Raw genomic sequence first — 18,515 nt, 5'->3', positions numbered from 1 at the left:
CCTTTGTGTTGGGAGGACTATGGCAATGAGCCGTTGTGGGCTCAAGCCGTTCAGAGGGTTATGGGGGAGAAGGCTGCGGTGAGGCCTTGGCCGCCGCCGATGCCGATCATGGCCATGGCGAGGGCGTTTTCAGTGGCGTTTTGGCGGATGAGTTGGCTGAAGAGGCGGGTGACGAGGATGGTGCCGGAAGCGCCGAAAGGGTGGCCGAGGGCGATGGCACCGCCTTGCTGGTTGGGTAGGCTTTCGTCGATGGCCAGAGCGTGGAGGCTGGCGAGGACTTGGGATGCAAAAGCTTCGTTGAATTCGAGGTGCGTGAGATCGTTGAGCGATAGGCTTGGGTTTTGGCGTAGGAGCTTTTGCGTGCTGGCGACGGGGCCAATGCCGAGGACATTGGGGTCCACACCCGCGGAGGCGCCGCCGAGGTAGGCGAGGGCTTTGGCGTGGCCGAGGGCGCGGGCGTTTTGGGCTGTCGTGACAAGTACGGTGGCGGCGCCGTCGTTGAGAGGGCAGGCGTTGCCGACGGTGACGGTGCCATCTGTGCTAAAGGCCGGACGTAGGCGGGCGAGACGCTCGGCTGTCATCGTGTCGCGGATGCACTCGTCGGTGGCGTGGCCAGCGATAGGGACAATTTCGGCGTCAAAGGCACCTGCGTCTTGGGCTTGCGCGGCGCGCTGTTGGGAGCGCAAGGCGAAGGCGTCTTGGCGCTCTCGGGAGATGTTGAACTGGTGGGCAACCGTGTCAGCGGCGGCGCCCATTTCCGGGTCGCCGATGGCTTCGGGAGAGAAGCGGGCGCGGGTGTAGCTGTGTTCCGGCAGAGTGCCGCTCGCGGGTAGGGCGCGTAGGGGCGCGCGGGATTGGCTTTCGACCCCGCCTGCGAGGTAGGTGGTGCCCGCGCCGGCCATGATCAGGTGGCAGGCCATCATCACCGCTTCCAGGCCGGAGCCACATTGGCGGTCGACGGTGACGCCTGGGATGGATGTGGGGAAGCCTGCGTGCAGGGCGGAGAGGCGGGCGATGTTGCCACCGGGGCCTGCGGCGTTGCCGAGGATGACGTCGTCGATTTGGTCTGGCGTGACGTTGGCATCCGCGAGCGTGGCCATCATGACGGGGGCGGCGAGGTCTTCGACATCAAGGCTGGCAAACATGCCGCCAGCGCGGCCAATGGCGCTGCGGCGGGCGGCGATGACCACCGGCTGGCGATCGTCAGGCAGCAGGTCAGCCAGTGGCGGGGACAAGGCGCGGGTCCTTTTTGTGTAGCCACGACAGGAGGCGACCGCGGTCGGGTTTGCCGGAGGTGGTCAAGGGCCAGTCGCTAAGCCGGTAGAAGTGCCTGGGCAGTTTGTAGCGCGGCAGGCGGATGGCGAGTTGGGATTTGATTTCGTCTAGCGGCGTGTCGCCGTTGAGGATGGCGACCAGTTCCTGCCCGCGCGATTGATGGGCGACGCCCAAAACAGCCGCCCCGTTGATGCCGGGGATTTCGGCCAGCGCGGTTTCGATTTCTTGCGGGTAGACGTTGTGACCTGCGGTGATGACCATGCCGCCCTCGCGCCCCAGGAGGCTGAGGCTGCCGTCGTAGTTCAGCTTGCCAACGTCGCCGACCGTGGCCCAGGGGCCTTCGCGGCGGAAACCGGAGTTGCGGCCGCCCCAGAGGTAGCCGTCGATGGCCAGGTCGCCGCGGACAAAGATGGTTCCGGGCTCGCCTTGGGCGACTTCTTGTCCATTCTGGCGCAAGGAGAGCTCCACATGCGGGAAGGGACGCCCCACTGAGTAGGCTGGTGCCGAAGAGCTTTCGCGGCCGTGGGTGTTGAGGCTGACAAATCCAAGTTCGCTGGCGCCGTAGTACTCGTGGATGCGGGCGCGTGGGAAGAAGGTGCGGGCTTTCTCGAGCAAGGCGGGATCGAGTTTGGCTCCGGCGGTGGTGATTTCGACAATCTGATCTAGCGGTTTATCGCGACAGAGCGCGCCAAGCAGGCTGGGCACGGCGACGATGCGGCGGGTGTGGGCCATGGCGCGGTGGGCCTCGGCGAGGTCAAATTTTGGCAAGGCGTGAAAGGTGGCGCCAAGCTCAAGGGTTTCCGCGAGCGCATAGAGTGTGATGCCGTGGGACAGTGGGCCGGGCACAAAGGTGTGGCTCTGCTCGGTCAAGGCAAAGGCAAGGCGGCTGGCGTCAAGCGAGGCGCGCCAGCTGTGACGGGCGCGTGCGAAGGCTTTGGGCTCAGATGTGGTGCCGGAGGTGAAACCGACCATAAAAATCGCGCGCGGATCGGTGAAAGGGATGTCTTCGGGCGCGGCAAGGAAGGTCTCAAATGCGTCGGTGTCCACACAGATGGCCGGGATGCCGAGACGTTTGGCGGCATCGATCAGGCCGGTTTGGCTTGAGAGGCAGAACAGCGCGTCAGGCGGCAGTTTTGCGAGCACACGTTGGTGCAGCGCGTCAGGCCAATGTGGGTCCAGCAGGGTCACGGCGTGCGGCGTGGCAAGCGCCGCTGCGAGCAGTGTGGGCGCTTGCGCGTGATTGCCGATAGAGAGGGCAAAATTGCGGGCGCCGTCTGGTAGCGGCAGGTCAGGGCGGGGTTGCAGGGGCAGCTTGCTGAGCGCAGCGTGAAGTTGTTTGAGCCGGTCATACAGTGCGCCGTAGGTAAGGCGCGTGTCTGAAATAGCAACCGCCAGCGCGTCTGAGCGCTGGCGTGCGTGGTGATCTAATGCGTGTCGTAAAGGCAACCGCGTCCTCAGAGGTTTGGGTAGGCGCGGCGCAGACCGCGGGCGATGATCGTCGCCAGTACCACCTTTACCAGATCGCCGGGGATGTAGGCCACCATGATGGTGAGGGATTTGGTGAGGCCCAGTTTGCCGATGAAGGCCATCCACGGGATACCTGCAGCATACATGACGACGATGCCACCAAAAGCCACATAAAGGCCGGTTTTGATGGCGTTGGCAGCGGTGTCTTTTTCCATCAGATAGCCGATGATGTAGGCACACAGAGGCCAGACCAGTAGGAAGCCGCCGGAGGTGCCCATCAGCACGCCAAAGCCGCCGCGTCCACCGGAAAGAAGCGGTAGGCCAACCGCCACCAGACCGATGAACAACAGCAGAGCAAGGCCGCCGCGTTTTGAGCCGAGAACGGCGCCAGCCAGCATCACACCCAGAGACTGAGCGGAAATTGGAGGTAGGGCCGCGCCAGCAAAGTGGATTGGTGGCATCAGGCCCAGTGCTGCTGTCAGAGCAGCGAAGAGAGCGATGTAGACGATGTCTTTGGTGGCGAGGCCACGGGATGCTGTGGTGTCCATGGGGTCCGTCCCTTTTGGTCTTGTTCGTTTGACGGACGGATAGGGAAGGCGTTCTGGTATGCTCAAGCGCTGGGCGCGATGTTAGCGCAACTCAGGAACGATATCCTCGGGAATCGATGGCGTCAGAAATATCGTCCGCCATCTTGATGGCGCGGATCGCCATGGGCATGGCGACGGCAATCACGGAGCGTTCGAGACCGCGCGTTTTTTGGGCTTCACGGACCTCTCGGGTGATTTGGGCCAGCACTGGGATGAAACGCAGGGCGAGTGATATGGCGAGGCTGACCTTTTCCGGGTTTACGCCCAGCGGTTTGAGGTGACGCAGGCCGCGCGTCATGGTGTCGATCATGTCGCTACTGCGGGTGGTCAAGGTCACAAGGCTTGCCAGCAGGATCAGCGCTGTGAGGCGCAGGACAACGTAAGCGGCCAGTTCGAGGCCGGAGAAATACCATTGCACCGCGAAGAACAGCACAAAGATGATCAGCAGGGGGCGGATCTGCGCAAAGGCCTGTTTTAGGGTGAGCTGTGCAATGGGGTAGAGGGCCAGGATACCAAGGGTTGCAGCGACAGTGATTGGTAGGCTTTCATTGAGAAAGAGTAGGGTGGCGCCGATCAGCATGGCCAGCATTTTGGCCGCCGGCGGCAGGCGGTGCAGCAGCGAGGTTCCGGGAGAGTAGAGGTCCAGCATCAGGCCATGAGCCTTTCATAGGCAGGGATGACCTCTTTAGGCGCGCCGTCGGCAAAGATCTGACCTTCATCGATCACGATCACGCGGTCATAATCGGCGATCAGGTCGAGGTCATGGGTGACGGTGATGACCATCTGATCCAACGCGGCAACGGCGCGGGCGATGCGGCGTTTGTTGCGTAGATCCAGCAACGTGGTGGGTTCGTCCATCACCAGAATGTCGGGGGTCATCACAAGCACACCGGAGATGGCAAGCAGCTGTTTTTGGCCGCCAGAGAGCAGATGCGCGGGATGTTCGCGCAGGTCGCTCATATTGTAACGCGCGAGGATTTCATCGGTTTTGGTGGCAATGTCGGCTTTGGAGAATTCGAGGTTTTTCATGCCAAAGGCGAGGTCTTCTTCGACCACAGGCATGACAATTTGATTGTCTGGGTTCTGGAAGACAAACCCAACTTTGCGACGCACGTCGCGGCCTTTTTTGCGGGTGTTGAGGCCATCGACCAGGACGTCGCCGGAGGTGGGCAGTGCGAGGCCGTTGAGTAGGCGAGCGAAGGTGGACTTGCCGGAGCCGTTGGCGCCGATGATGGCGATGCGACGTTCCGCTAGGGACAGGGAGATGTCGTGCAGGACGGTGCGCTCACCGAAAGACACGCTGACGTTTTGAAGGTCGATCATACTGAGTCTCGACGGTTGCTGTTGCCGCGCTCTTTAACCTGCGCTGGGTACAGGGTGAAGCGGATGGTGCCTCCGGCCGGGAAATTTAGGGTTAGAAGAAGGCTGGGGCAGGATTTTGTGGAACAGTTTCCCAACCATGGGCCTTAGTTGGACATCAGGGCAGGCACGCCGCCGATTTCGCCGATGAGCGGCAGGAGTGCGTCGAGCCCTTTGCCGTGGCGCAGGGAGGTGAAAACGAAAGGCCGCGTACCGCGCATTTTGTTGGCGTCACGTTCCATAACCTCAAGCGACGCGCCGACGTAGGGCGCAAGGTCTGTTTTGTTTATGATCAGGATGTCGGAGCGCGTGATGGCTGGCCCGCCTTTGCGCGGGATTTCTTCGCCTGCCGCGGTGTCGATCACATAGATGGTGAGGTCCGCAAGTTCGGGCGAGAAGGTGGCTGACAGGTTGTCGCCGCCGCTCTCGATCAGGACGATGTCGAGGTCGGGGATTTCGCGGGTCAACTCGTCGATGGCGGCGAGGTTGATGGAGGCGTCTTCGCGGATGGCGGTGTGCGGGCAGCCGCCGGTTTCCACACCTTTGATGCGTTCCAGGGGCAGGACCTGTTGGCGCATGAGTTCTTCGGCGTCTTCGCGGGTGTAGATGTCGTTGGTGACCACGGCGATAGAGAGTTTGTCGCGCAGGGCACGGCAGAGGTTGGCGGTGAGCGTGGTTTTGCCCGCGCCGACGGGGCCGCCGATGCCGATGCGAAGGGGGCCGTTTGGAGAGGTCATGTCAGGCTCCTGAAAGAGTGAAAAGGAGGAAGCTTGCGCCCAATAGAAGGCAAAGCGGGCCGTAGCAACGTTGATCCAGCGTGGCGAAGGGCTCTTCGGGGACCAGTTTGCGCCAGGCGGGCAGGTAGGCGGCGATGCCGCGCAGCAAGAAGACGGCGGCGATGGCCAGCAAGAACAGGCTGCGCAGTGGGAAGGTTGTCAGATGGGGTAAGGCGGCGGCAAAGCTCAGGGCCACGAACACCACCGCGCAGGGAATGGGGCCGGGCATTTTGGTGATGCCGGGCGCGCCAACGGTGGCGCGGGCCAATGCCGCCTCGTCGCGGATCGGCACCCAGGCGCCGATGGCCCAGAGCAGGTGCAGGACAGCGGGGACAAACAGCAGAGCGGAAATCAGGACGGCGAGCCAGGTCATGAGCGAAAGAGCCTCGAATATTGCGTTTCGTGGCGCATGGAAGCGATGTCAGAGGCAAAAGTCGACGCGGCAATGTCATCCAGTGACAATGTGACCGCGTGGTCCGCCACGTCTTGGCAGAGCGGTGTCACGGCGGTGAGGGTGGCCTGAGATTCGGTTTGGCCCAAGGGCACGAGGCGGGTGGCGGCGGAAGTCAGGTTGGCGGCAAAGGCGTGCAGGAACAGGCGCGCGGTGTCGCGTAAAGGCAGGTTTTGTAACTGTGCGGCACGGCCAACGGCCACCGGATAGGTCAAAGTGCTGAGGTCCAAATCGTGGATGGCGGCAGCGGTGCGTGCAAAGGCGGCGCCCTGTTGGTCGGTTTCAAGCAGGCGTTCGGCAGAGGGCGCAAGGGCGCGGGCGAGTGAGTCGATCTCGGCCAGTTCTTCGACGGTGTCGGCGTTGTAGGCATGTGCCAGCAAGATCACATCGTTTTGGCCCGCGCCGTGTTGGAGCGTGTGGGTCAGCCACGCGGAAAAGCTGTCGGCATCATGCACCGTGCCAGCGTCCACGAGCGCTTCAAGTCCATGGCTGTAGGTGAACGCGCCCACCGGGAAGGCGGGCGAGAGCCATTGGGCCAACGTCAGGATCGGATCAGTGGTCATGGTCGTGGCTGTGACTATGGCCGTGGTCCATCGTGTGATCGTGGGCGTGTGGGTGGCTGTGGTCGTGGCTGTGGGTGCGGCCATGGCCGTAAGCCCCGCCTTCGGGCGTAAAGGGCTCGGTCACTTCGGTGACGGTTGCTCCCAGAAGTTCCAGCATTTCTTTGATCACGTGGTCGCGCTGAATGAGCAGGCGGGTGTCTTCGATCTGACAAGGGGTATGCCGGTTGCCGATGTGCCAGGCGATGCGTGGCAAATGCGTCGCGGTGACCTGCAAAAGCGGTTCCGGCGCGGCAATCACGGTGATTTCGCCACCATCGGTCAGGCGCAAAACGCCGCCGTGATCCAAAGATGTGGTTTTGGGCAGATCTACGAGAATCCGGGTGCCATCCTCAAGCCGCAACGTTTTGCGGCGCAGGAAGCGGTCTTCGTAGGTCAGGGCCACACGCCCCTGTTCCGGGGCGTGGCCGTGCGTGTGGTAGTCATGTGCTGTGGGAAGGGCGCTCATGATGGGCGCCCCCCAAATGCACAGATTACAGGTGCATGTGGTCGCGGAAGACGTGCTGCACGATTTCGTCGCGCTTGATGCCTTTGGCTTCCAGTTGTTCGTCGGACATCGCGTTCAGACGATCGACGTATTGCACGCGGCTGTTGCTTTCCATGATCGCGATCAGGCCGTTGCCGATGACGCGGAATGGAGCTGCCAGGATGTGACCCAGCGAGTGGTGTGCGGTGTGTGTAGCTGTCAGTGCCATTTTGAACCTCAGTTTCGTATAAACCTATGGTCCTCCCTTGGCTCTGAATATGGGTCAAAACGGTTGCCATGTGCAGTCGGTCTTTCGTCATAGCCGTCTTGCATCTGATGCAAGGCGAGTCAGAGTTTATTTATTTTTCAACGGCTTCAATGCGGATGTAGGTGTAGCGCTCGGCCTTTTCGTTCTTGGCGCGGGTTTCCACCAAATAGGCAAAGCCAAGTTCCGGCAGGTAGTGCAGGGTTTCCTCATAGCCGTCATCGTCGTGATAGATGCCAATGACCGGCATCATCTCATATGAGCAGCCGCCAATGGTGACCTGCGTGCTGGGGCCAAAGATATGGCTTTCGCGGGTCGTCAGCGTGCCTTCGGAATCCAACGTGATCACTTCGGTGTCCCAGCGTCCGTCTGCAACCGGGACCGGCGCGTCGGCCGGTTTGAGCGGGTAGGCGTGGGTGCTGCGGCTGCCGGAGACCACGTCGCCATCTTCGGTGTCAAATTGCTCCACCACATAGAGGCCTTTGAGCAGCAGGAAGCGTGTGCCGTAGTCCTGGCCGTCGTCCCATGCGCCACGGATGAAGTGGGCACCGTCGCGGGTGTAGGTCTCGGTGATGCCGTCCAGATCGGTGAGGCGCACGCCCGTGTCCATGTCCGCTGCGGTGGGGCATTGGGCAAAGACAGGTGTGGCAAGGCAAGTGAAGGCAAAGAGGGCTGCGCGCATTTGGGGGCTCCGGTCAGAACATAAAGTACCGCTGTGCCATCGGCAGCACCTCGGCAGGCTGACAAGTTAGGAGCTCGCCATCGGCGCGCACTTCGTAAGTCTCTGGATGGACTTCAATTTCAGGTGTCGCCGCGTTGAGTTTCAGGTCTGACTTGCCAACGTTGCGGGTATTTTGGACCGCGAGCGTTTGTTTTGCCAAGCCCAAGCTGTTGCCGATGCCCTCGGCTTGCGCGGCCTCAGACACAAAGACCACGGCGGCGTTTTCCACGGCGCGGCCATAGGCGCCAAACATGGGACGGGAATAGACCGGCTGAGGCGTTGGGATCGACGCATTGGGGTCGCCCATTTGCGCGCAGACGATGGAACCGCCGATCAGCACCATTTCCGGCTTCACGCCAAAGAAGGCCGGGGACCACAAAACGAGGTCGGCGCGTTTGCCTTCCTCAATCGAGCCGATTTGGTGGCTGATGCCATGGGCGATGGCCGGGTTGATGGTGTATTTGGCGATGTAGCGGCGGACGCGGAAGTTGTCGTTTTCGCCGGTTTCTTCGGGCAGGCGACCGCGTTGTTTCTTCATCTTGTCGGCCGTCTGCCAGGTACGGATCAGCACTTCGCCGACGCGTCCCATGGCTTGGCTGTCGGACGCGATGATCGAGAAGGCGCCCATGTCGTGCAGGATATCTTCGGCCGCAATCGTCTCGCGGCGGATGCGGCTTTCGGCAAAGGCGACGTCTTCGGGAATGGCTTTGTCGAGGTGGTGACAGACCATGAGCATGTCGAGGTGCTCATCCACCGTGTTCACAGTGAAAGGACGAGTCGGGTTGGTGGAGGAGGGCAGCACGTGCTCTTCGCCACAGATTTTGATGATGTCCGGCGCGTGACCGCCGCCTGCGCCTTCGGTGTGGAAGGCATGAATAGTCCGGCCTTTCATTGCGGCGACGGTGTTTTCCACGAAGCCCGACTCATTGAGGGTGTCGGTGTGGATCATCACTTGCACGTCCATATCGTCTGCCACCGACAGGCAACAATCGATAGCGGCAGGTGTGGTGCCCCAGTCTTCGTGTAGCTTGAGCGCGCAAGCGCCGCCTTTGATCTGCTCTTCAAGCGCAGCAGGCAGCGATGCGTTGCCCTTGCCCGCGAAGGCGAGGTTCATCGGGAAGGCGTCTGCAGATTGCAGCATGCGGCCAATGTGCCACGGGCCCGGGGTGCAGGTTGTGGCGAGCGTGCCATGGGCGGGGCCGGTGCCGCCGCCGAGCATCGTGGTCAGGCCGGAGTGCAGCGCGTCTTCGATCTGTTGCGGGCAGATGTAGTGGATGTGGCTGTCAAAGCCACCGGCAGTGAGGATTTTACCTTCGCCGGCAATGGCCTCGGTGCCGGGGCCGACGATGATGTCCACATTCGGCTGCGTGTCGGGGTTGCCTGCTTTGCCGATCTTGTGGATGCGCCCGTCTTTGAGGCCAACGTCGGCTTTGTAGATGCCGGTGTGATCGACGATCAGCGCGTTGGTGATAACCGTGTCGACCGCTCCTTCGGCGCGGGTGGTTTGCGCCTGTCCCATGCCGTCGCGGATCACCTTGCCACCGCCAAACTTGACCTCTTCGCCGTATGGCCCGGTCAGGTCGCGCTCAACCTCGATCACCAGATCGGTGTCCGCGAGGCGGAGTTTGTCCCCAACGGTGGGGCCAAACATGGCGGCGTAGTCAGAGCGGGAGATTTTGGCGGGCATCGAAGGTCTCTTTGATTGGATTGAGGCGGCGCGTGGCGCGTCAGGATTTTTGCTTGGGTTTTGGTGTTGCCGTCGGCATGGCTGGAGGCTTTGACGGCTGGCGTTTGGCTTTGGAAACCGTTGCAGGTGGCTGTGCGGTCGGCGCTTCAGCTTTGACTGATTTCACTGTCGGTGCTGTTGCTTTTGCCGCGGGTTTGGCTGGTGTGTCAGTTTTCACAACTGATTTTTGGGTTTTGGTGGCTTTGGACACTACGGCAGCTTTGGCCTTTGCTGTGGTTTTCTTTGGTGCCTTTGTTTTGACTTTTGTTGCTAACTTTGGGGCGGCTGGAGTCTTTGTTTTCGGAGTTGCGGATTTGAATTCCGGTTCGGAGGGCGCAGGTTTGGTGGCCGTGTTGGAGGCAGGTGCGGCGGCTTTGGTTTTAGTCGTCGCAATCGACTTGGCGCGAGGTTTGCGTTTTGGCGCGGCCTGTTTGACCGGCGCATTTGTGACCGCCGGCTTTGGGGCACTGCTGCCGAACGGTGCGAGCATGGAGCTGACCAATGCGCGGTTCATGGCATGGGTCATGCGCATCTGGCGCTCCACCATGCGGGACATAAAGAAATAACCACTCAGTGAAGTTGTGATGGAGTGAGTTGCAAACGTCGTCATCAAAGTCTCCTTGGGTTAGGTCATGAGAGCGGTCCCATGACTTTCTGGTTGAAGCCGTAAATTCGGCGGGCGCCGGAAATCGGGATCAGGTGCACTTCGCGCCGCTGCCCTGGCTCAAAGCGCACGGCGGTGCCGGCGGCGATGTCCAGACGCAACCCGTGGGCGGCGGTGCGGTCAAACTCCAGCGCCGGGTTGGTTTCGGCGAAGTGATAGTGGCTGCCGACTTGGATCGGGCGGTCGCCAGTGTTGGCCACCATCAGGGTGGTCACGTCGGCGCCTCCGTTGAGCGTCAGTTCGCCTTCGGCTGGGATCAGTTCACCTGGGATCATTTCAGGTTCCACGCCAAGAGTGCCAGAGCGCCAACAACGACGGTGCCAACAAAGATTGGCAACCATACCGGGTCGCCAGCATGTGGATGCAGGTGGGCGCCGGAGTGCGCCAGCGCGGGCGTCACGGCGGTTGTGGCCACGGCGGCAATTGCAAAACGTTGCATGTGACGGCTCCTTTAGCGGATGGGGTTGTGCACGGTGACAAGCTTGGTGCCATCCGGGAAGGTGGCCTCCACTTGTACTTCGTGGATCATGTCGGCGATGCCATCCATGCATTGGTCTCGCGTGATGACACGGGCGCCGGATTGCATGAGGTCGGCAACAGATTTGCCGTCGCGTGCGCCTTCAACCACGGCGTCGGTGATCAGGGCGATGGCTTCCGGGTGGTTGAGCTTTACGCCGCGGGCGAGGCGCTTGCGGGCCACTTCTGCAGCCATGGCGATCAGCAGTTTGTCTTTTTCACGGGGCGTGAGTTGCATCGGGTCAGAGCATCCATGTTCGAGGAAGATCAGCGCCGTTTAGGTAGGTCAGCGCGGGAATCAGGGATTGGCGCAGGGCATGGCCGTCACTTGCGAGAATGCGCGCAAATAGCACCCCCTCGCGGATCAAGCTGGCGCCAGCGGTGTGCGGCAGGTGGCTGCGCAGTGTGCCCAGATGGCGATCCGCATCCGGCGCGGCGAGCAGGAGAGTGGCCATGGCGCGCGCACCGCCAGCGATGGCGGTGCGGTTCAGGTGCTTTTGGACGTTGCCGGACAGTTTCACGCGGTCGGCAAAAAGCAGGTCGCCGTCTCGTTTCACGGTAATGCGATCAAACAAGTCTGCCGCCTGTACGGTCTCACCCATGGCGGTGCGGCCAAAGATCATGGGTTCCACCATTAGGAAGCGTGACGTGCTGTGCATGTCGACGGTGAGGCTGCGCGACAGAGCGGCACCGTCAAACAGGATGGTTTCTTGAGGCAGCCAATCCATGCGCGCGCCGGGCGCGAGGCTGAGTGTACTGTCGAGGCGGCCTGTGCGGACGTCGATGCTGCGATAGGCGCGCTCAGCGGCTTGGGTTGTGAGCGTCAGATGGCTGCCTTCGCCTGCATGCGCGCTGACATCAAACTGATCTCCGCCGGTGATGCCGCCTGCCGTGTTCAGCAGGACAGCTTGCAGAGCAGCGGTGCGCCCGTTTGGATAGTTGGCGTTTGGGAACAACACGCGGCTGGAGCCGGACAGGCGTAGGTCGTCCAAAACAGAGAGGCCATCGCGCAGTTTGCTGCGGATGTCAGCCGTGCCGATGGCGCGGGGCTGCTGGGCCTGAAGAGGCGGTGATATGGGCGCAAAGGCGGTGATGGCGTGTGTCCTGATCTGACCGGTTCCCTTATCGCTGGCATCACTCAGGAGAGGTCAAAAGATAGGGTGCTGCTGATTTGAGCCAGTGAAAAAGAGCATGATGAAAAATCAGTCGAAAACTTTGATAACGCCCAAAAACTGCGCAATATGAGAATGCGCGGCAGATTGTCCGTGCCCAATTGTGTTTTGACTCGTCAAAGGCCATTTTGCCGCCAGTTTCGAATCGCCTGAAATCAGGTGTTTGGTGGCCTCTCAAGGGTCACTTTCAAAGCCCGGCACAGGTCCGGAAAAGGAGCCCAACATGAGCTTTGATCGCAAAATCAAAATTGCCCCGTCCATTCTCTCAGCGGATTTTGCCAACTTTGGCCAGGAAATCCGTGCGATCGAGGATCAAGGCGCAGATTGGGTGCATGTGGATGTGATGGACGGGCATTTTGTGCCAAACCTGACCTTTGGCCCACCCGCCGTGAAAGCGTTCCGTCCACACGTCAAAACCTTCATGGATGTGCATCTGATGATCGCGCCGGTAGACCCGTATATTGAGGCCTATGCCGAAGCGGGTGCCGACATGATCACCGCGCATGTGGAGGCAGGTCCCCACATTCACCGCACCATTCAAGCGATCAAAGCGCAGGGCGTGAAAGCCGGTGTCAGCCTGAACCCGGGCACGCCGCTGGAGAGCATTGAGCATGTGCTGGATCTGGTGGACATGGTGCTGATCATGACCGTGAACCCTGGCTTTGGCGGTCAGAAGTTCATTCACTCCGGCGTCGAGAAAACCCGCCGCTTGCGTCAGATGATTGGTGACCGTGAGATCCACATTCAAATCGATGGCGGCGTGACCACCGAAACCGCGCCATTGGTGGCCGAAGCCGGTGCCGACGTTCTGGTGGCAGGCTCTGCTGTGTTCAAGGGCGGCTCTGTGGACAAGGCAGAGGTCTACGGCGAGAACATCCGCGCTATCCGCGCGGCCACTGAAGCAGCGCAGTAAAGCGCAGAGTTTGGGGCGGGATCACTCGCGGATTTCGTCCGCTTCCACGCCCCAAAGATCTTCTTTCAAAACCCAGCCTTTGTAGCCGCCCGCATTGAGGCGGCACCAGTCCGGGTTGCACTCTTCCAATTTGGCAATGACCCCGTGTTCCAGCTGCGCGGCGGCGGCGACCTTTTCGCCGGGGCGCACTGCCAGTGGCAGCATGTCTTTCTGCACGATTACGGTGCGCACACCTGAGAGCAAGGAGTAGTGCACCCAGCCGCCCGCGCCTTCGATGTCGCGCACACGGCGCCAGTGACCATATTCGGCAGTGATCTGCAGCGGCATGGATTTGCGGGTGAACACCCAATCAATACGGTGGGTGCGCGATGGGCCGCGGCGCACGTTGGCTTTTGTGGCTTTCAGCGACACGTAGCGCGGCATCGGCAGGTTGGTGACCGGCCCACGTTTTTTCTCTGCCGGGGCCTCAGCCGCAACAGATGTTGTGAGCGCCAATAGCAAAGCTGCGCCCAAGCTCACGAGAGATTTTGTACCCAAGGTGAACATATTGCCTGATTTTTCTGCTCTGGTGGCGCTCGCAGGTTCTTGTGCCTGACTGACCTGTGGGGCAGTGTGGCAGCAACGCGCCGAATTGGAAAGCATTGGGAGGCCCTGCATGCCAAAGCAACGTCTGAGTGTTGTCGTTACGCGACGCTTACCGGAAGCTGTTGAAACACGACTGTCAGAACTCTTTGACGTACGCCTGCGCGACGATGATACGCCGATGAGCCGCGAGCAGCTGGCCGAGGCGATGAAAGACGCGGACGTTTTGGTGCCCACCTTGAGCGACAAGATTGACGCCAATTTGATTGCCCAATCTGGCGAGCGGTTGAAGCTGATTGCCAATTACGGCGCGGGTGTGGATCACATCGATGTGGCTTCTGCCCGTCAACGTGGCGTGCTTGTGTCCAACACGCCGGGCGTGTCGGCCGATGATACGGCGGATATGGCGCTGGCGCTGATCCTGGGTGTAACCCGCCGGGTTGGCGAAGGGGTGCAGCGTATGCAGTCCGGCGAATGGGACGGCTGGGCGCCTACCGCGCTTTTGGGCGGTCGTGTGAGCGGCAAGCGGCTCGGCATTCTGGGCATGGGCCGCGTGGGCACGGCCGTGGCGCGGCGCGCGCAGGCCTGTGGCATGCAGATCCATTACCACAACCGTCGCCGCCTACGCCCAGAGATCGAACAGCAATATGAGGCGACCTATTGGGAGAGCCTCGATCAGATGCTGGCGCGCATGGATGTGGTGTCGGTGAACTGTCCGCACACGCCGTCGACGTTCCACCTGCTGAATGCGCGGCGTTTGAAGCTAATGAAGCCTTCTTCCGTGATCATTAATACTTCGCGTGGCGAGGTGATTGACGAGAACGCCATGGTGCGGATGCTCAAAGCTGGCGAAATCGCGGGGGCTGGCTTGGACGTGTATGAGCACGGGCATGAAATCCACCCGGATCTGCGAGGACATCCCAATGTGGTGCTGATGCCGCATATGGGGTCTGCCACGGTGGAAGGGCGGATCGAGATGGGGGAGAAAGTCCTCATCAACATCAAGACCTTCGATGATGGGCACCGGCCACCGGATCTGGTGGTTCCGGCGATGCTCTAAGGCATCATGCGCGCTTTCGTTGGCATTCCGTTGGACGGGCCAGAGGCGGAAGCGCTTCTGGATGTGCAGGGGCGGATTGCTGTGGGGCGCGAGGTGCCAGCGTCCAATTTGCATCTGACGTTGGCGTTTCTGAACGACCAGCCGGTAGAGATGCTGGAAGCGTTACACGAAGAGCTGGAGCTGATCCGGCATTCGCAGTTTGAGCTGCACCTTAAGGGCATGGATATTTTTGGCGCGCCGCGCAGCCGGTCCTTTGGGCTGTTGGCGGCGCCTGACCCGGTGTTGATGGCGTTGCAGGCGGATGTGGCTCAAGCCGCGCGGCGGCTTGGCATTGGCTTAGAAAAACGTCGGTTTCGTCCGCATGTGACGCTGAGCCGGTTTCGCGACGGGAAACAGCCGCCGGAGCGGGTGCAGGCGGCCCTGTCGCGCGGGGCCTCACTGGAAATTGATCCGATCCAGGTGAGCGAAATCGCCTTGTATCGTTCGGCTTTGACCTCGGAGGGCGCGGTCTATGAGATCCTGAGCAGCTATCCGTTGTTGGTGCAGGGGCTGTCCTGACCTAAGCTGATTTTCAAGCGGCGACCGTAACCTTGGGTTGCCGGATTGCATTTTGGTTTGGGAGTGGGTCATGAAGCGATTTTTATCAGCGGTTTCTGTTACTTGCTTGTTGGCGTCCGTGTCGGGTGCACAGGAGGCGGCGGATGGTGTGGCGCCGGAGGAAGGCTCCGCGTTGGGCATGAACGTGCCGCAAAGCCTGCAGGCAGCTCTCGCCGCGAAGACGCAAGGCGCGCCCACCGAGGCAAAGGATTGGATGGTGGCGGCGGCGCACCCCTTGGCGGTAGAGGCTGGCGCGGAAGTGTTGCGCGACGGAGGCACGGCGGCGGATGCCATGGTGGCGGTGCAGGCTGTTCTGGGGCTGGTCGAGCCGCAGAGTTCAGGTTTGGGCGGCGGTGCCTTCTTGGTTTGGTATGACGCCGAAAGCGGCGAGGTGACGACGCTGGATGGGCGCGAAACCGCGCCATTGGCGGCCACGCCACGCCTGTTTCAGGATGAAAACGGCGAGACATTGAAGTTTTTCGAGGCGGTTGTGGGCGGGCGGTCTGTGGGCGTGCCTGGGACACCGATGTTGATGGAGGTGGCGCACCGAAAATGGGGACGCAGCCAGTGGCCAAGTCTGTTTTTGCCCGCCATTCGCCATGCAGAAATCGGCTTCCCTGTGTCGCCGCGCATGGCGGCATCCGTGGCACGGGATGCGGAACGGCTTGCGTCTCATCCCGTTACCGCTGGCTACTTCCTACCCGGGGGCAAACCGCTGGCGGAAGGTGATATCCTGTTCAACATGGATTACGCCAAGAGCCTGCGCTTGATGGCAGCGCAGGGCGCGGCCCCGTTTTACACAGGTGAGATCGCGGCAGATATTGTGGGGGCGGGGCAAGACGCCAACAATCCAGGCGTGCTGAGCGCGGTGGATTTGGCGCTGTATCAGGTCAAGGAGCGACCTGCGGTCTGTGTGGCGTACCGCGCGCATGATGTCTGTGGCATGGGGCCGCCATCAACTGGCGGGCTGACCGTGGGGCAAATTCTTGGGTTGGTGCAGCCTTATGACATTGCAGGGCTTGGGCCTGACAGTGCGGATGCCTGGCGCTTGATTGGCGATGCCTCCCGCCTCGCCTTCGCGGATCGGGGTCGCTACATGGCCGACAGTGACTATGTGCCGGTGCCAAGCTCTGGGTTGCTTGCAGCCGACTACCTTGCTGAGCGGGCGAAGCTGTTGGAAGGCACTGCGGCTTTGGAAAGCGTGGAGCCGGGCGCGCCGGAGTTTGACCATGCATTGCACTATGCGGATGGCGAAAGCTTTGCGCAGCCCTCCACATCTCACATTTCTATTGTCGACAGCTACGGCAACGCTTTGTCCATGACGACGACGATTGAAAACGGCTTTGGCAGCCGGGTGATGACCAATGGGTTCTTGCTCAACAACGAGCTGACGGATTTCTCTTTCCGCTCCCATCGTGACGGCGTGCCGGTGGCCAATCGGGTGGAGCCGGGCAAACGGCCGCGCTCTTCCATGGCGCCAACCATTGTGCTGAAGGATGGTAAACCAACTCTGGTGGTGGGCAGCCCTGGCGGTAGCCGGATCATCGGGTATGTGGCCAAAACCATCATCGCGCATCTGGATTGGGGCATGGACGTGCAGCAGGCAATTGATCTGCCGCATCTGGTGAACCGCTTTGGCACCTATGACATTGAAGCGGAAAGCGCGGCGATGGAGATTGGCGAGCCGCTGACCGGCATGGGCTACAAAGTGAATGCACGGGACCTGAATTCCGGCCTGCACGCAATTGCCGTTGGGGACGGATTGCAGGGGGGCGCGGACAATCGCCGCGAGGGGCTGGCCTATGGCGAATAGCCGCGCTTGACCTTGAGGTAGGTGCCGCGTAGCCATGGCGCATACCGACATGGAGAAGGGGAGTGCCCATGGGATTGGCAGTGGATTTGCCGCGCAATGAAGAGGGAATTGCGGCGGCGTTGGGTGTGTTGAAACAGCAATTCGGCGAGGCGTTTCACACCGGCCAGTCGATGCGTGAGCAGCACGGGCACACCACCACTTGGATCAAGACACAGGCGCCGGATGCGGTAATCTTTGCCAAGTCCACCCAAGAGGTGAGCGATATCGTGAAGACCTGCGCCACGCATAAGGTGCCGGTGATTGCCTATGGCACAGGGACCTCGCTGGAGGGACACGTGAATGCACCGGCAGGTGGTGTGTGTATTGACCTGACCGAGATGAACAAAGTTGTGGCGGTGAACGCCGAGGACCTTGATTGTGTGGTGCAGCCGGGGGTGACGCGGGAACAGTTGAATCTGGAACTGCGTGACCAGGGCTTGTTTTTCCCAATTGATCCCGGGGCCAATGCGTCGCTGGGGGGCATGGCCTCCACCCGCGCCAGCGGCACCAATGCGGTGCGCTATGGCACGATGAAAGACAACATCCTGAGCCTTGAGGTGGTGCTGCCATCTGGTGAGGTGATCCGCACCGCAAGTCGCGCCAAAAAATCCAGTGCAGGCTATGATCTGACCCGTCTGATGGTTGGCTCGGAAGGCACCTTGGGCATCATCACCGAGATCACGCTGAAGCTGCAGGGTATTCCGGAGGCGATGTCCTCGGCGCGCTGTTCGTTTGAGACCATTGATGCGGCCTGTCAGGCGGTGATGATGACCATTCAGTATGGCATCCCGGTGGCGCGAATTGAGTTGCTGGATTCGCTCGCGGTGAAGGCGGCCAATGACTATTCGAAGTTGGATCTGCCGGAGCAGCATTTGTTGCTACTGGAGTTCCACGGCTCAGAAACAGGCGTGGCAGAGCAAGCCGAGATGTTTGGCCATATCGCCGAAGAGGTTGGCGGCACCGGGTTTGAGTGGACGCAGAAGGCCGAGGATCGCAGCAAACTGTGGCAGGCGCGGCATGACATGTATTGGGCGGCGCTGGCGTTGCGTCCCGGCGCCAAAGGCATTTCCACCGATGTCTGTGTGCCAATTTCGCGGCTGGCGGAATGTGTGACCGCGGCCAAGGAAAAGGCGGATGAGCTCGGGCTGATCTCCACCGTTGTGGGGCACGTCGGGGACGGCAATTTCCACATGCTGCCGCTTGTTGATATGGATAACCCCGATGAGGTGGCTGCGGCGCAGGGCTATGTCAGCTGGCTCAACGATGTGGCGATCGAGATGGGCGGGACCTGTACCGGTGAGCATGGCATTGGACAGGGCAAAAAGCCGTATCTGCGTAAAGAACTGGGCGGTGCGGTGGACGTCATGGCGGCGATCAAAGCGGCCATCGACCCGGATGGCATCATGAATCCGGGTAAGATTTTCTAATCTTATCAATTCAGTAGTG

Annotated in this window: 23 protein-coding genes; 6 read left to right on the top strand and 17 right to left on the bottom strand. The window is 61.0% G+C overall.

From position 1 onward, the window contains the following. Positions 1 to 50: 50 nt before the first annotated feature. From MK208_RS12275 to ureC, 12 genes are all read right to left on the bottom strand, one after another. Positions 51 to 1,235, bottom strand: a complete 1,185-nt coding sequence (locus MK208_RS12275; protein WP_294116900.1) for a thiolase family protein — start codon at positions 1,233 to 1,235, stop codon at positions 51 to 53. Further along, positions 1,216 to 2,721, bottom strand: a complete 1,506-nt coding sequence (locus MK208_RS12270) for an AMP-binding protein (RefSeq protein ID WP_294116899.1) — start codon at positions 2,719 to 2,721, stop codon at positions 1,216 to 1,218. The genes MK208_RS12275 and MK208_RS12270 overlap by 20 nt, the downstream gene beginning before the upstream one ends. A gap of 8 nt (positions 2,722 to 2,729) precedes the next feature. Next, positions 2,730 to 3,290 (bottom strand): biotin transporter BioY, encoded by a 561-nt coding sequence (locus tag MK208_RS12265; protein ID WP_294116898.1) that lies wholly within the window; start codon positions 3,288 to 3,290, stop codon positions 2,730 to 2,732. Positions 3,291 to 3,381: 91 nt separating this feature from the next. Next, on the bottom strand, positions 3,382 to 3,978 hold the full coding sequence (locus MK208_RS12260) for an energy-coupling factor transporter transmembrane protein EcfT (protein WP_294116897.1): 597 nt from the start codon (positions 3,976 to 3,978) through the stop codon (positions 3,382 to 3,384). Then, the gene (locus MK208_RS12255) at positions 3,978 to 4,652 is read right to left on the bottom strand and encodes an ATP-binding cassette domain-containing protein (RefSeq protein WP_294116896.1); all 675 of its coding nucleotides are present in this window, start codon (positions 4,650 to 4,652) and stop codon (positions 3,978 to 3,980) included. Before MK208_RS12255 ends, MK208_RS12260 begins: the two co-directional genes overlap by 1 nt. Before the next feature lie 143 nt (positions 4,653 to 4,795). Beyond that, positions 4,796 to 5,425, bottom strand: a complete 630-nt coding sequence (ureG, locus tag MK208_RS12250; protein ID WP_294116893.1) for an urease accessory protein UreG — start codon at positions 5,423 to 5,425, stop codon at positions 4,796 to 4,798. A gap of 1 nt (position 5,426) precedes the next feature. After that, positions 5,427 to 5,837 carry a DUF3995 domain-containing protein gene (locus MK208_RS12245; protein ID WP_294116892.1) on the bottom strand — a complete coding sequence of 137 codons (411 nt, stop codon included), beginning with the start codon at positions 5,835 to 5,837 and terminating at the stop codon, positions 5,427 to 5,429. Beyond that, entirely contained in the window at positions 5,834 to 6,478 is a 645-nt protein-coding gene (locus MK208_RS12240; protein ID WP_294116891.1) for an urease accessory protein UreF, read from the bottom strand. The genes MK208_RS12245 and MK208_RS12240 overlap by 4 nt, the downstream gene beginning before the upstream one ends. Continuing rightward, complete coding sequence (ureE, locus tag MK208_RS12235) at positions 6,468 to 6,983, bottom strand: urease accessory protein UreE (RefSeq protein WP_294116888.1); 516 nt, start codon at positions 6,981 to 6,983, stop codon at positions 6,468 to 6,470. Before ureE ends, MK208_RS12240 begins: the two co-directional genes overlap by 11 nt. Positions 6,984 to 7,008: 25 nt before the next feature. After that, positions 7,009 to 7,230: a DUF1127 domain-containing protein gene (locus tag MK208_RS12230; RefSeq protein WP_294116886.1), complete on the bottom strand. Its 222-nt coding sequence runs from the start codon at positions 7,228 to 7,230 to the stop codon at positions 7,009 to 7,011. A 130-nt stretch (positions 7,231 to 7,360) separates the two neighbouring features. Continuing rightward, the gene (locus MK208_RS12225; RefSeq protein ID WP_294116883.1) at positions 7,361 to 7,948 is read right to left on the bottom strand and encodes a hypothetical protein; all 588 of its coding nucleotides are present in this window, start codon (positions 7,946 to 7,948) and stop codon (positions 7,361 to 7,363) included. A gap of 13 nt (positions 7,949 to 7,961) precedes the next feature. Then, positions 7,962 to 9,674 carry an urease subunit alpha gene (gene ureC, locus MK208_RS12220; protein WP_294116881.1) on the bottom strand — a complete coding sequence of 571 codons (1,713 nt, stop codon included), beginning with the start codon at positions 9,672 to 9,674 and terminating at the stop codon, positions 7,962 to 7,964. A 53-nt stretch (positions 9,675 to 9,727) separates the two neighbouring features. Here ureC and MK208_RS12215 point away from each other — a divergent pair, with 53 nt between their 5' ends. Further along, positions 9,728 to 10,279 (top strand): hypothetical protein, encoded by a 552-nt coding sequence (locus tag MK208_RS12215; protein ID WP_294116878.1) that lies wholly within the window; start codon positions 9,728 to 9,730, stop codon positions 10,277 to 10,279. Between the two features lie 64 nt (positions 10,280 to 10,343). Here the strand turns inward: MK208_RS12215 and MK208_RS12210 are convergent, their stop codons facing one another. From MK208_RS12210 to MK208_RS12195, 4 genes are read right to left on the bottom strand one after another with little or no spacing between them, the layout of a single operon-like run. Further along, positions 10,344 to 10,652, bottom strand: a complete 309-nt coding sequence (locus MK208_RS12210) for an urease subunit beta (protein WP_294116876.1) — start codon at positions 10,650 to 10,652, stop codon at positions 10,344 to 10,346. Beyond that, positions 10,649 to 10,816 carry a hypothetical protein gene (locus tag MK208_RS12205; RefSeq protein ID WP_294116873.1) on the bottom strand — a complete coding sequence of 56 codons (168 nt, stop codon included), beginning with the start codon at positions 10,814 to 10,816 and terminating at the stop codon, positions 10,649 to 10,651. The genes MK208_RS12210 and MK208_RS12205 overlap by 4 nt, the downstream gene beginning before the upstream one ends. Positions 10,817 to 10,828: 12 nt before the next feature. Beyond that, positions 10,829 to 11,131 carry an urease subunit gamma gene (locus MK208_RS12200; RefSeq protein ID WP_168590929.1) on the bottom strand — a complete coding sequence of 101 codons (303 nt, stop codon included), beginning with the start codon at positions 11,129 to 11,131 and terminating at the stop codon, positions 10,829 to 10,831. Between the two features lie 4 nt (positions 11,132 to 11,135). Continuing rightward, positions 11,136 to 11,885, bottom strand: coding sequence for an urease accessory protein UreD (locus MK208_RS12195; RefSeq protein WP_294116869.1), 750 nt, complete (start codon positions 11,883 to 11,885; stop codon positions 11,136 to 11,138). Positions 11,886 to 12,288: 403 nt separating this feature from the next. Here MK208_RS12195 and rpe point away from each other — a divergent pair, with 403 nt between their 5' ends. Then, entirely contained in the window at positions 12,289 to 12,978 is a 690-nt protein-coding gene (gene rpe / locus MK208_RS12190) for a ribulose-phosphate 3-epimerase (protein ID WP_294116867.1), read from the top strand. A gap of 21 nt (positions 12,979 to 12,999) precedes the next feature. Here the strand turns inward: rpe and MK208_RS12185 are convergent, their stop codons facing one another. Next, a complete protein-coding gene (locus tag MK208_RS12185; RefSeq protein ID WP_294116866.1) occupies positions 13,000 to 13,524 on the bottom strand; it encodes an SH3 domain-containing protein in 525 nt (174 codons plus the stop codon). Between the two features lie 109 nt (positions 13,525 to 13,633). Here MK208_RS12185 and MK208_RS12180 point away from each other — a divergent pair, with 109 nt between their 5' ends. The 4 genes from MK208_RS12180 (at position 13,634) to MK208_RS12165 (ending at position 18,496) form a co-directional block, all read left to right on the top strand. Beyond that, positions 13,634 to 14,620: a D-glycerate dehydrogenase gene (locus tag MK208_RS12180; RefSeq protein ID WP_294116864.1), complete on the top strand. Its 987-nt coding sequence runs from the start codon at positions 13,634 to 13,636 to the stop codon at positions 14,618 to 14,620. 6 nt (positions 14,621 to 14,626) lie between these two features. Beyond that, positions 14,627 to 15,178, top strand: coding sequence for an RNA 2',3'-cyclic phosphodiesterase (gene thpR, locus MK208_RS12175; protein WP_294116862.1), 552 nt, complete (start codon positions 14,627 to 14,629; stop codon positions 15,176 to 15,178). A gap of 70 nt (positions 15,179 to 15,248) precedes the next feature. Next, entirely contained in the window at positions 15,249 to 17,030 is a 1,782-nt protein-coding gene (gene ggt / locus MK208_RS12170; protein WP_294116859.1) for a gamma-glutamyltransferase, read from the top strand. A gap of 68 nt (positions 17,031 to 17,098) precedes the next feature. Then, positions 17,099 to 18,496 carry an FAD-linked oxidase C-terminal domain-containing protein gene (locus MK208_RS12165; protein ID WP_294116857.1) on the top strand — a complete coding sequence of 466 codons (1,398 nt, stop codon included), beginning with the start codon at positions 17,099 to 17,101 and terminating at the stop codon, positions 18,494 to 18,496. Positions 18,497 to 18,515 lie beyond the last annotated feature (19 nt).

Origin of the sequence: Shimia sp. (assembly GCF_022448905.1) — a bacterium.
GTDB lineage: Bacteria > Pseudomonadota > Alphaproteobacteria > Rhodobacterales > Rhodobacteraceae > Shimia.
Note: the sequence above shows the minus strand (reverse complement) of the source record. Positions and strands in the feature narration are given on the sequence as shown.

Excerpts from the sequence above, each read along its gene's own strand:
- ureG (WP_294116893.1), bottom strand. The coding sequence starts at position 5,425 with ATGACCTCTCCAAACGGCCCCCTTCGCATCGGCATCGGCGGCCCCGTC.
- MK208_RS12260 (WP_294116897.1), bottom strand. The coding sequence starts at position 3,978 with ATGCTGGACCTCTACTCTCCCGGAACCTCGCTGCTGCACCGCCTGCCG.
- thpR (WP_294116862.1), top strand. The coding sequence starts at position 14,627 with ATGCGCGCTTTCGTTGGCATTCCGTTGGACGGGCCAGAGGCGGAAGCG.
- ggt (WP_294116859.1), top strand. The coding sequence starts at position 15,249 with ATGAAGCGATTTTTATCAGCGGTTTCTGTTACTTGCTTGTTGGCGTCC.
- MK208_RS12240 (WP_294116891.1), bottom strand. The coding sequence starts at position 6,478 with ATGACCACTGATCCGATCCTGACGTTGGCCCAATGGCTCTCGCCCGCC.
- MK208_RS12200 (WP_168590929.1), bottom strand. The coding sequence starts at position 11,131 with ATGCAACTCACGCCCCGTGAAAAAGACAAACTGCTGATCGCCATGGCT.
- MK208_RS12210 (WP_294116876.1), bottom strand. The coding sequence starts at position 10,652 with ATGATCCCAGGTGAACTGATCCCAGCCGAAGGCGAACTGACGCTCAAC.
- MK208_RS12255 (WP_294116896.1), bottom strand. The coding sequence starts at position 4,652 with ATGATCGACCTTCAAAACGTCAGCGTGTCTTTCGGTGAGCGCACCGTC.
- MK208_RS12245 (WP_294116892.1), bottom strand. The coding sequence starts at position 5,837 with ATGACCTGGCTCGCCGTCCTGATTTCCGCTCTGCTGTTTGTCCCCGCT.
- MK208_RS12230 (WP_294116886.1), bottom strand. The coding sequence starts at position 7,230 with ATGGCACTGACAGCTACACACACCGCACACCACTCGCTGGGTCACATC.
- MK208_RS12265 (WP_294116898.1), bottom strand. The coding sequence starts at position 3,290 with ATGGACACCACAGCATCCCGTGGCCTCGCCACCAAAGACATCGTCTAC.
- ureE (WP_294116888.1), bottom strand. The coding sequence starts at position 6,983 with ATGAGCGCCCTTCCCACAGCACATGACTACCACACGCACGGCCACGCC.
- rpe (WP_294116867.1), top strand. The coding sequence starts at position 12,289 with ATGAGCTTTGATCGCAAAATCAAAATTGCCCCGTCCATTCTCTCAGCG.
- MK208_RS12180 (WP_294116864.1), top strand. The coding sequence starts at position 13,634 with ATGCCAAAGCAACGTCTGAGTGTTGTCGTTACGCGACGCTTACCGGAA.
- MK208_RS12225 (WP_294116883.1), bottom strand. The coding sequence starts at position 7,948 with ATGCGCGCAGCCCTCTTTGCCTTCACTTGCCTTGCCACACCTGTCTTT.
- MK208_RS12165 (WP_294116857.1), top strand. The coding sequence starts at position 17,099 with ATGGGATTGGCAGTGGATTTGCCGCGCAATGAAGAGGGAATTGCGGCG.
- MK208_RS12205 (WP_294116873.1), bottom strand. The coding sequence starts at position 10,816 with ATGCAACGTTTTGCAATTGCCGCCGTGGCCACAACCGCCGTGACGCCC.
- MK208_RS12185 (WP_294116866.1), bottom strand. The coding sequence starts at position 13,524 with ATGTTCACCTTGGGTACAAAATCTCTCGTGAGCTTGGGCGCAGCTTTG.
- ureC (WP_294116881.1), bottom strand. The coding sequence starts at position 9,674 with ATGCCCGCCAAAATCTCCCGCTCTGACTACGCCGCCATGTTTGGCCCC.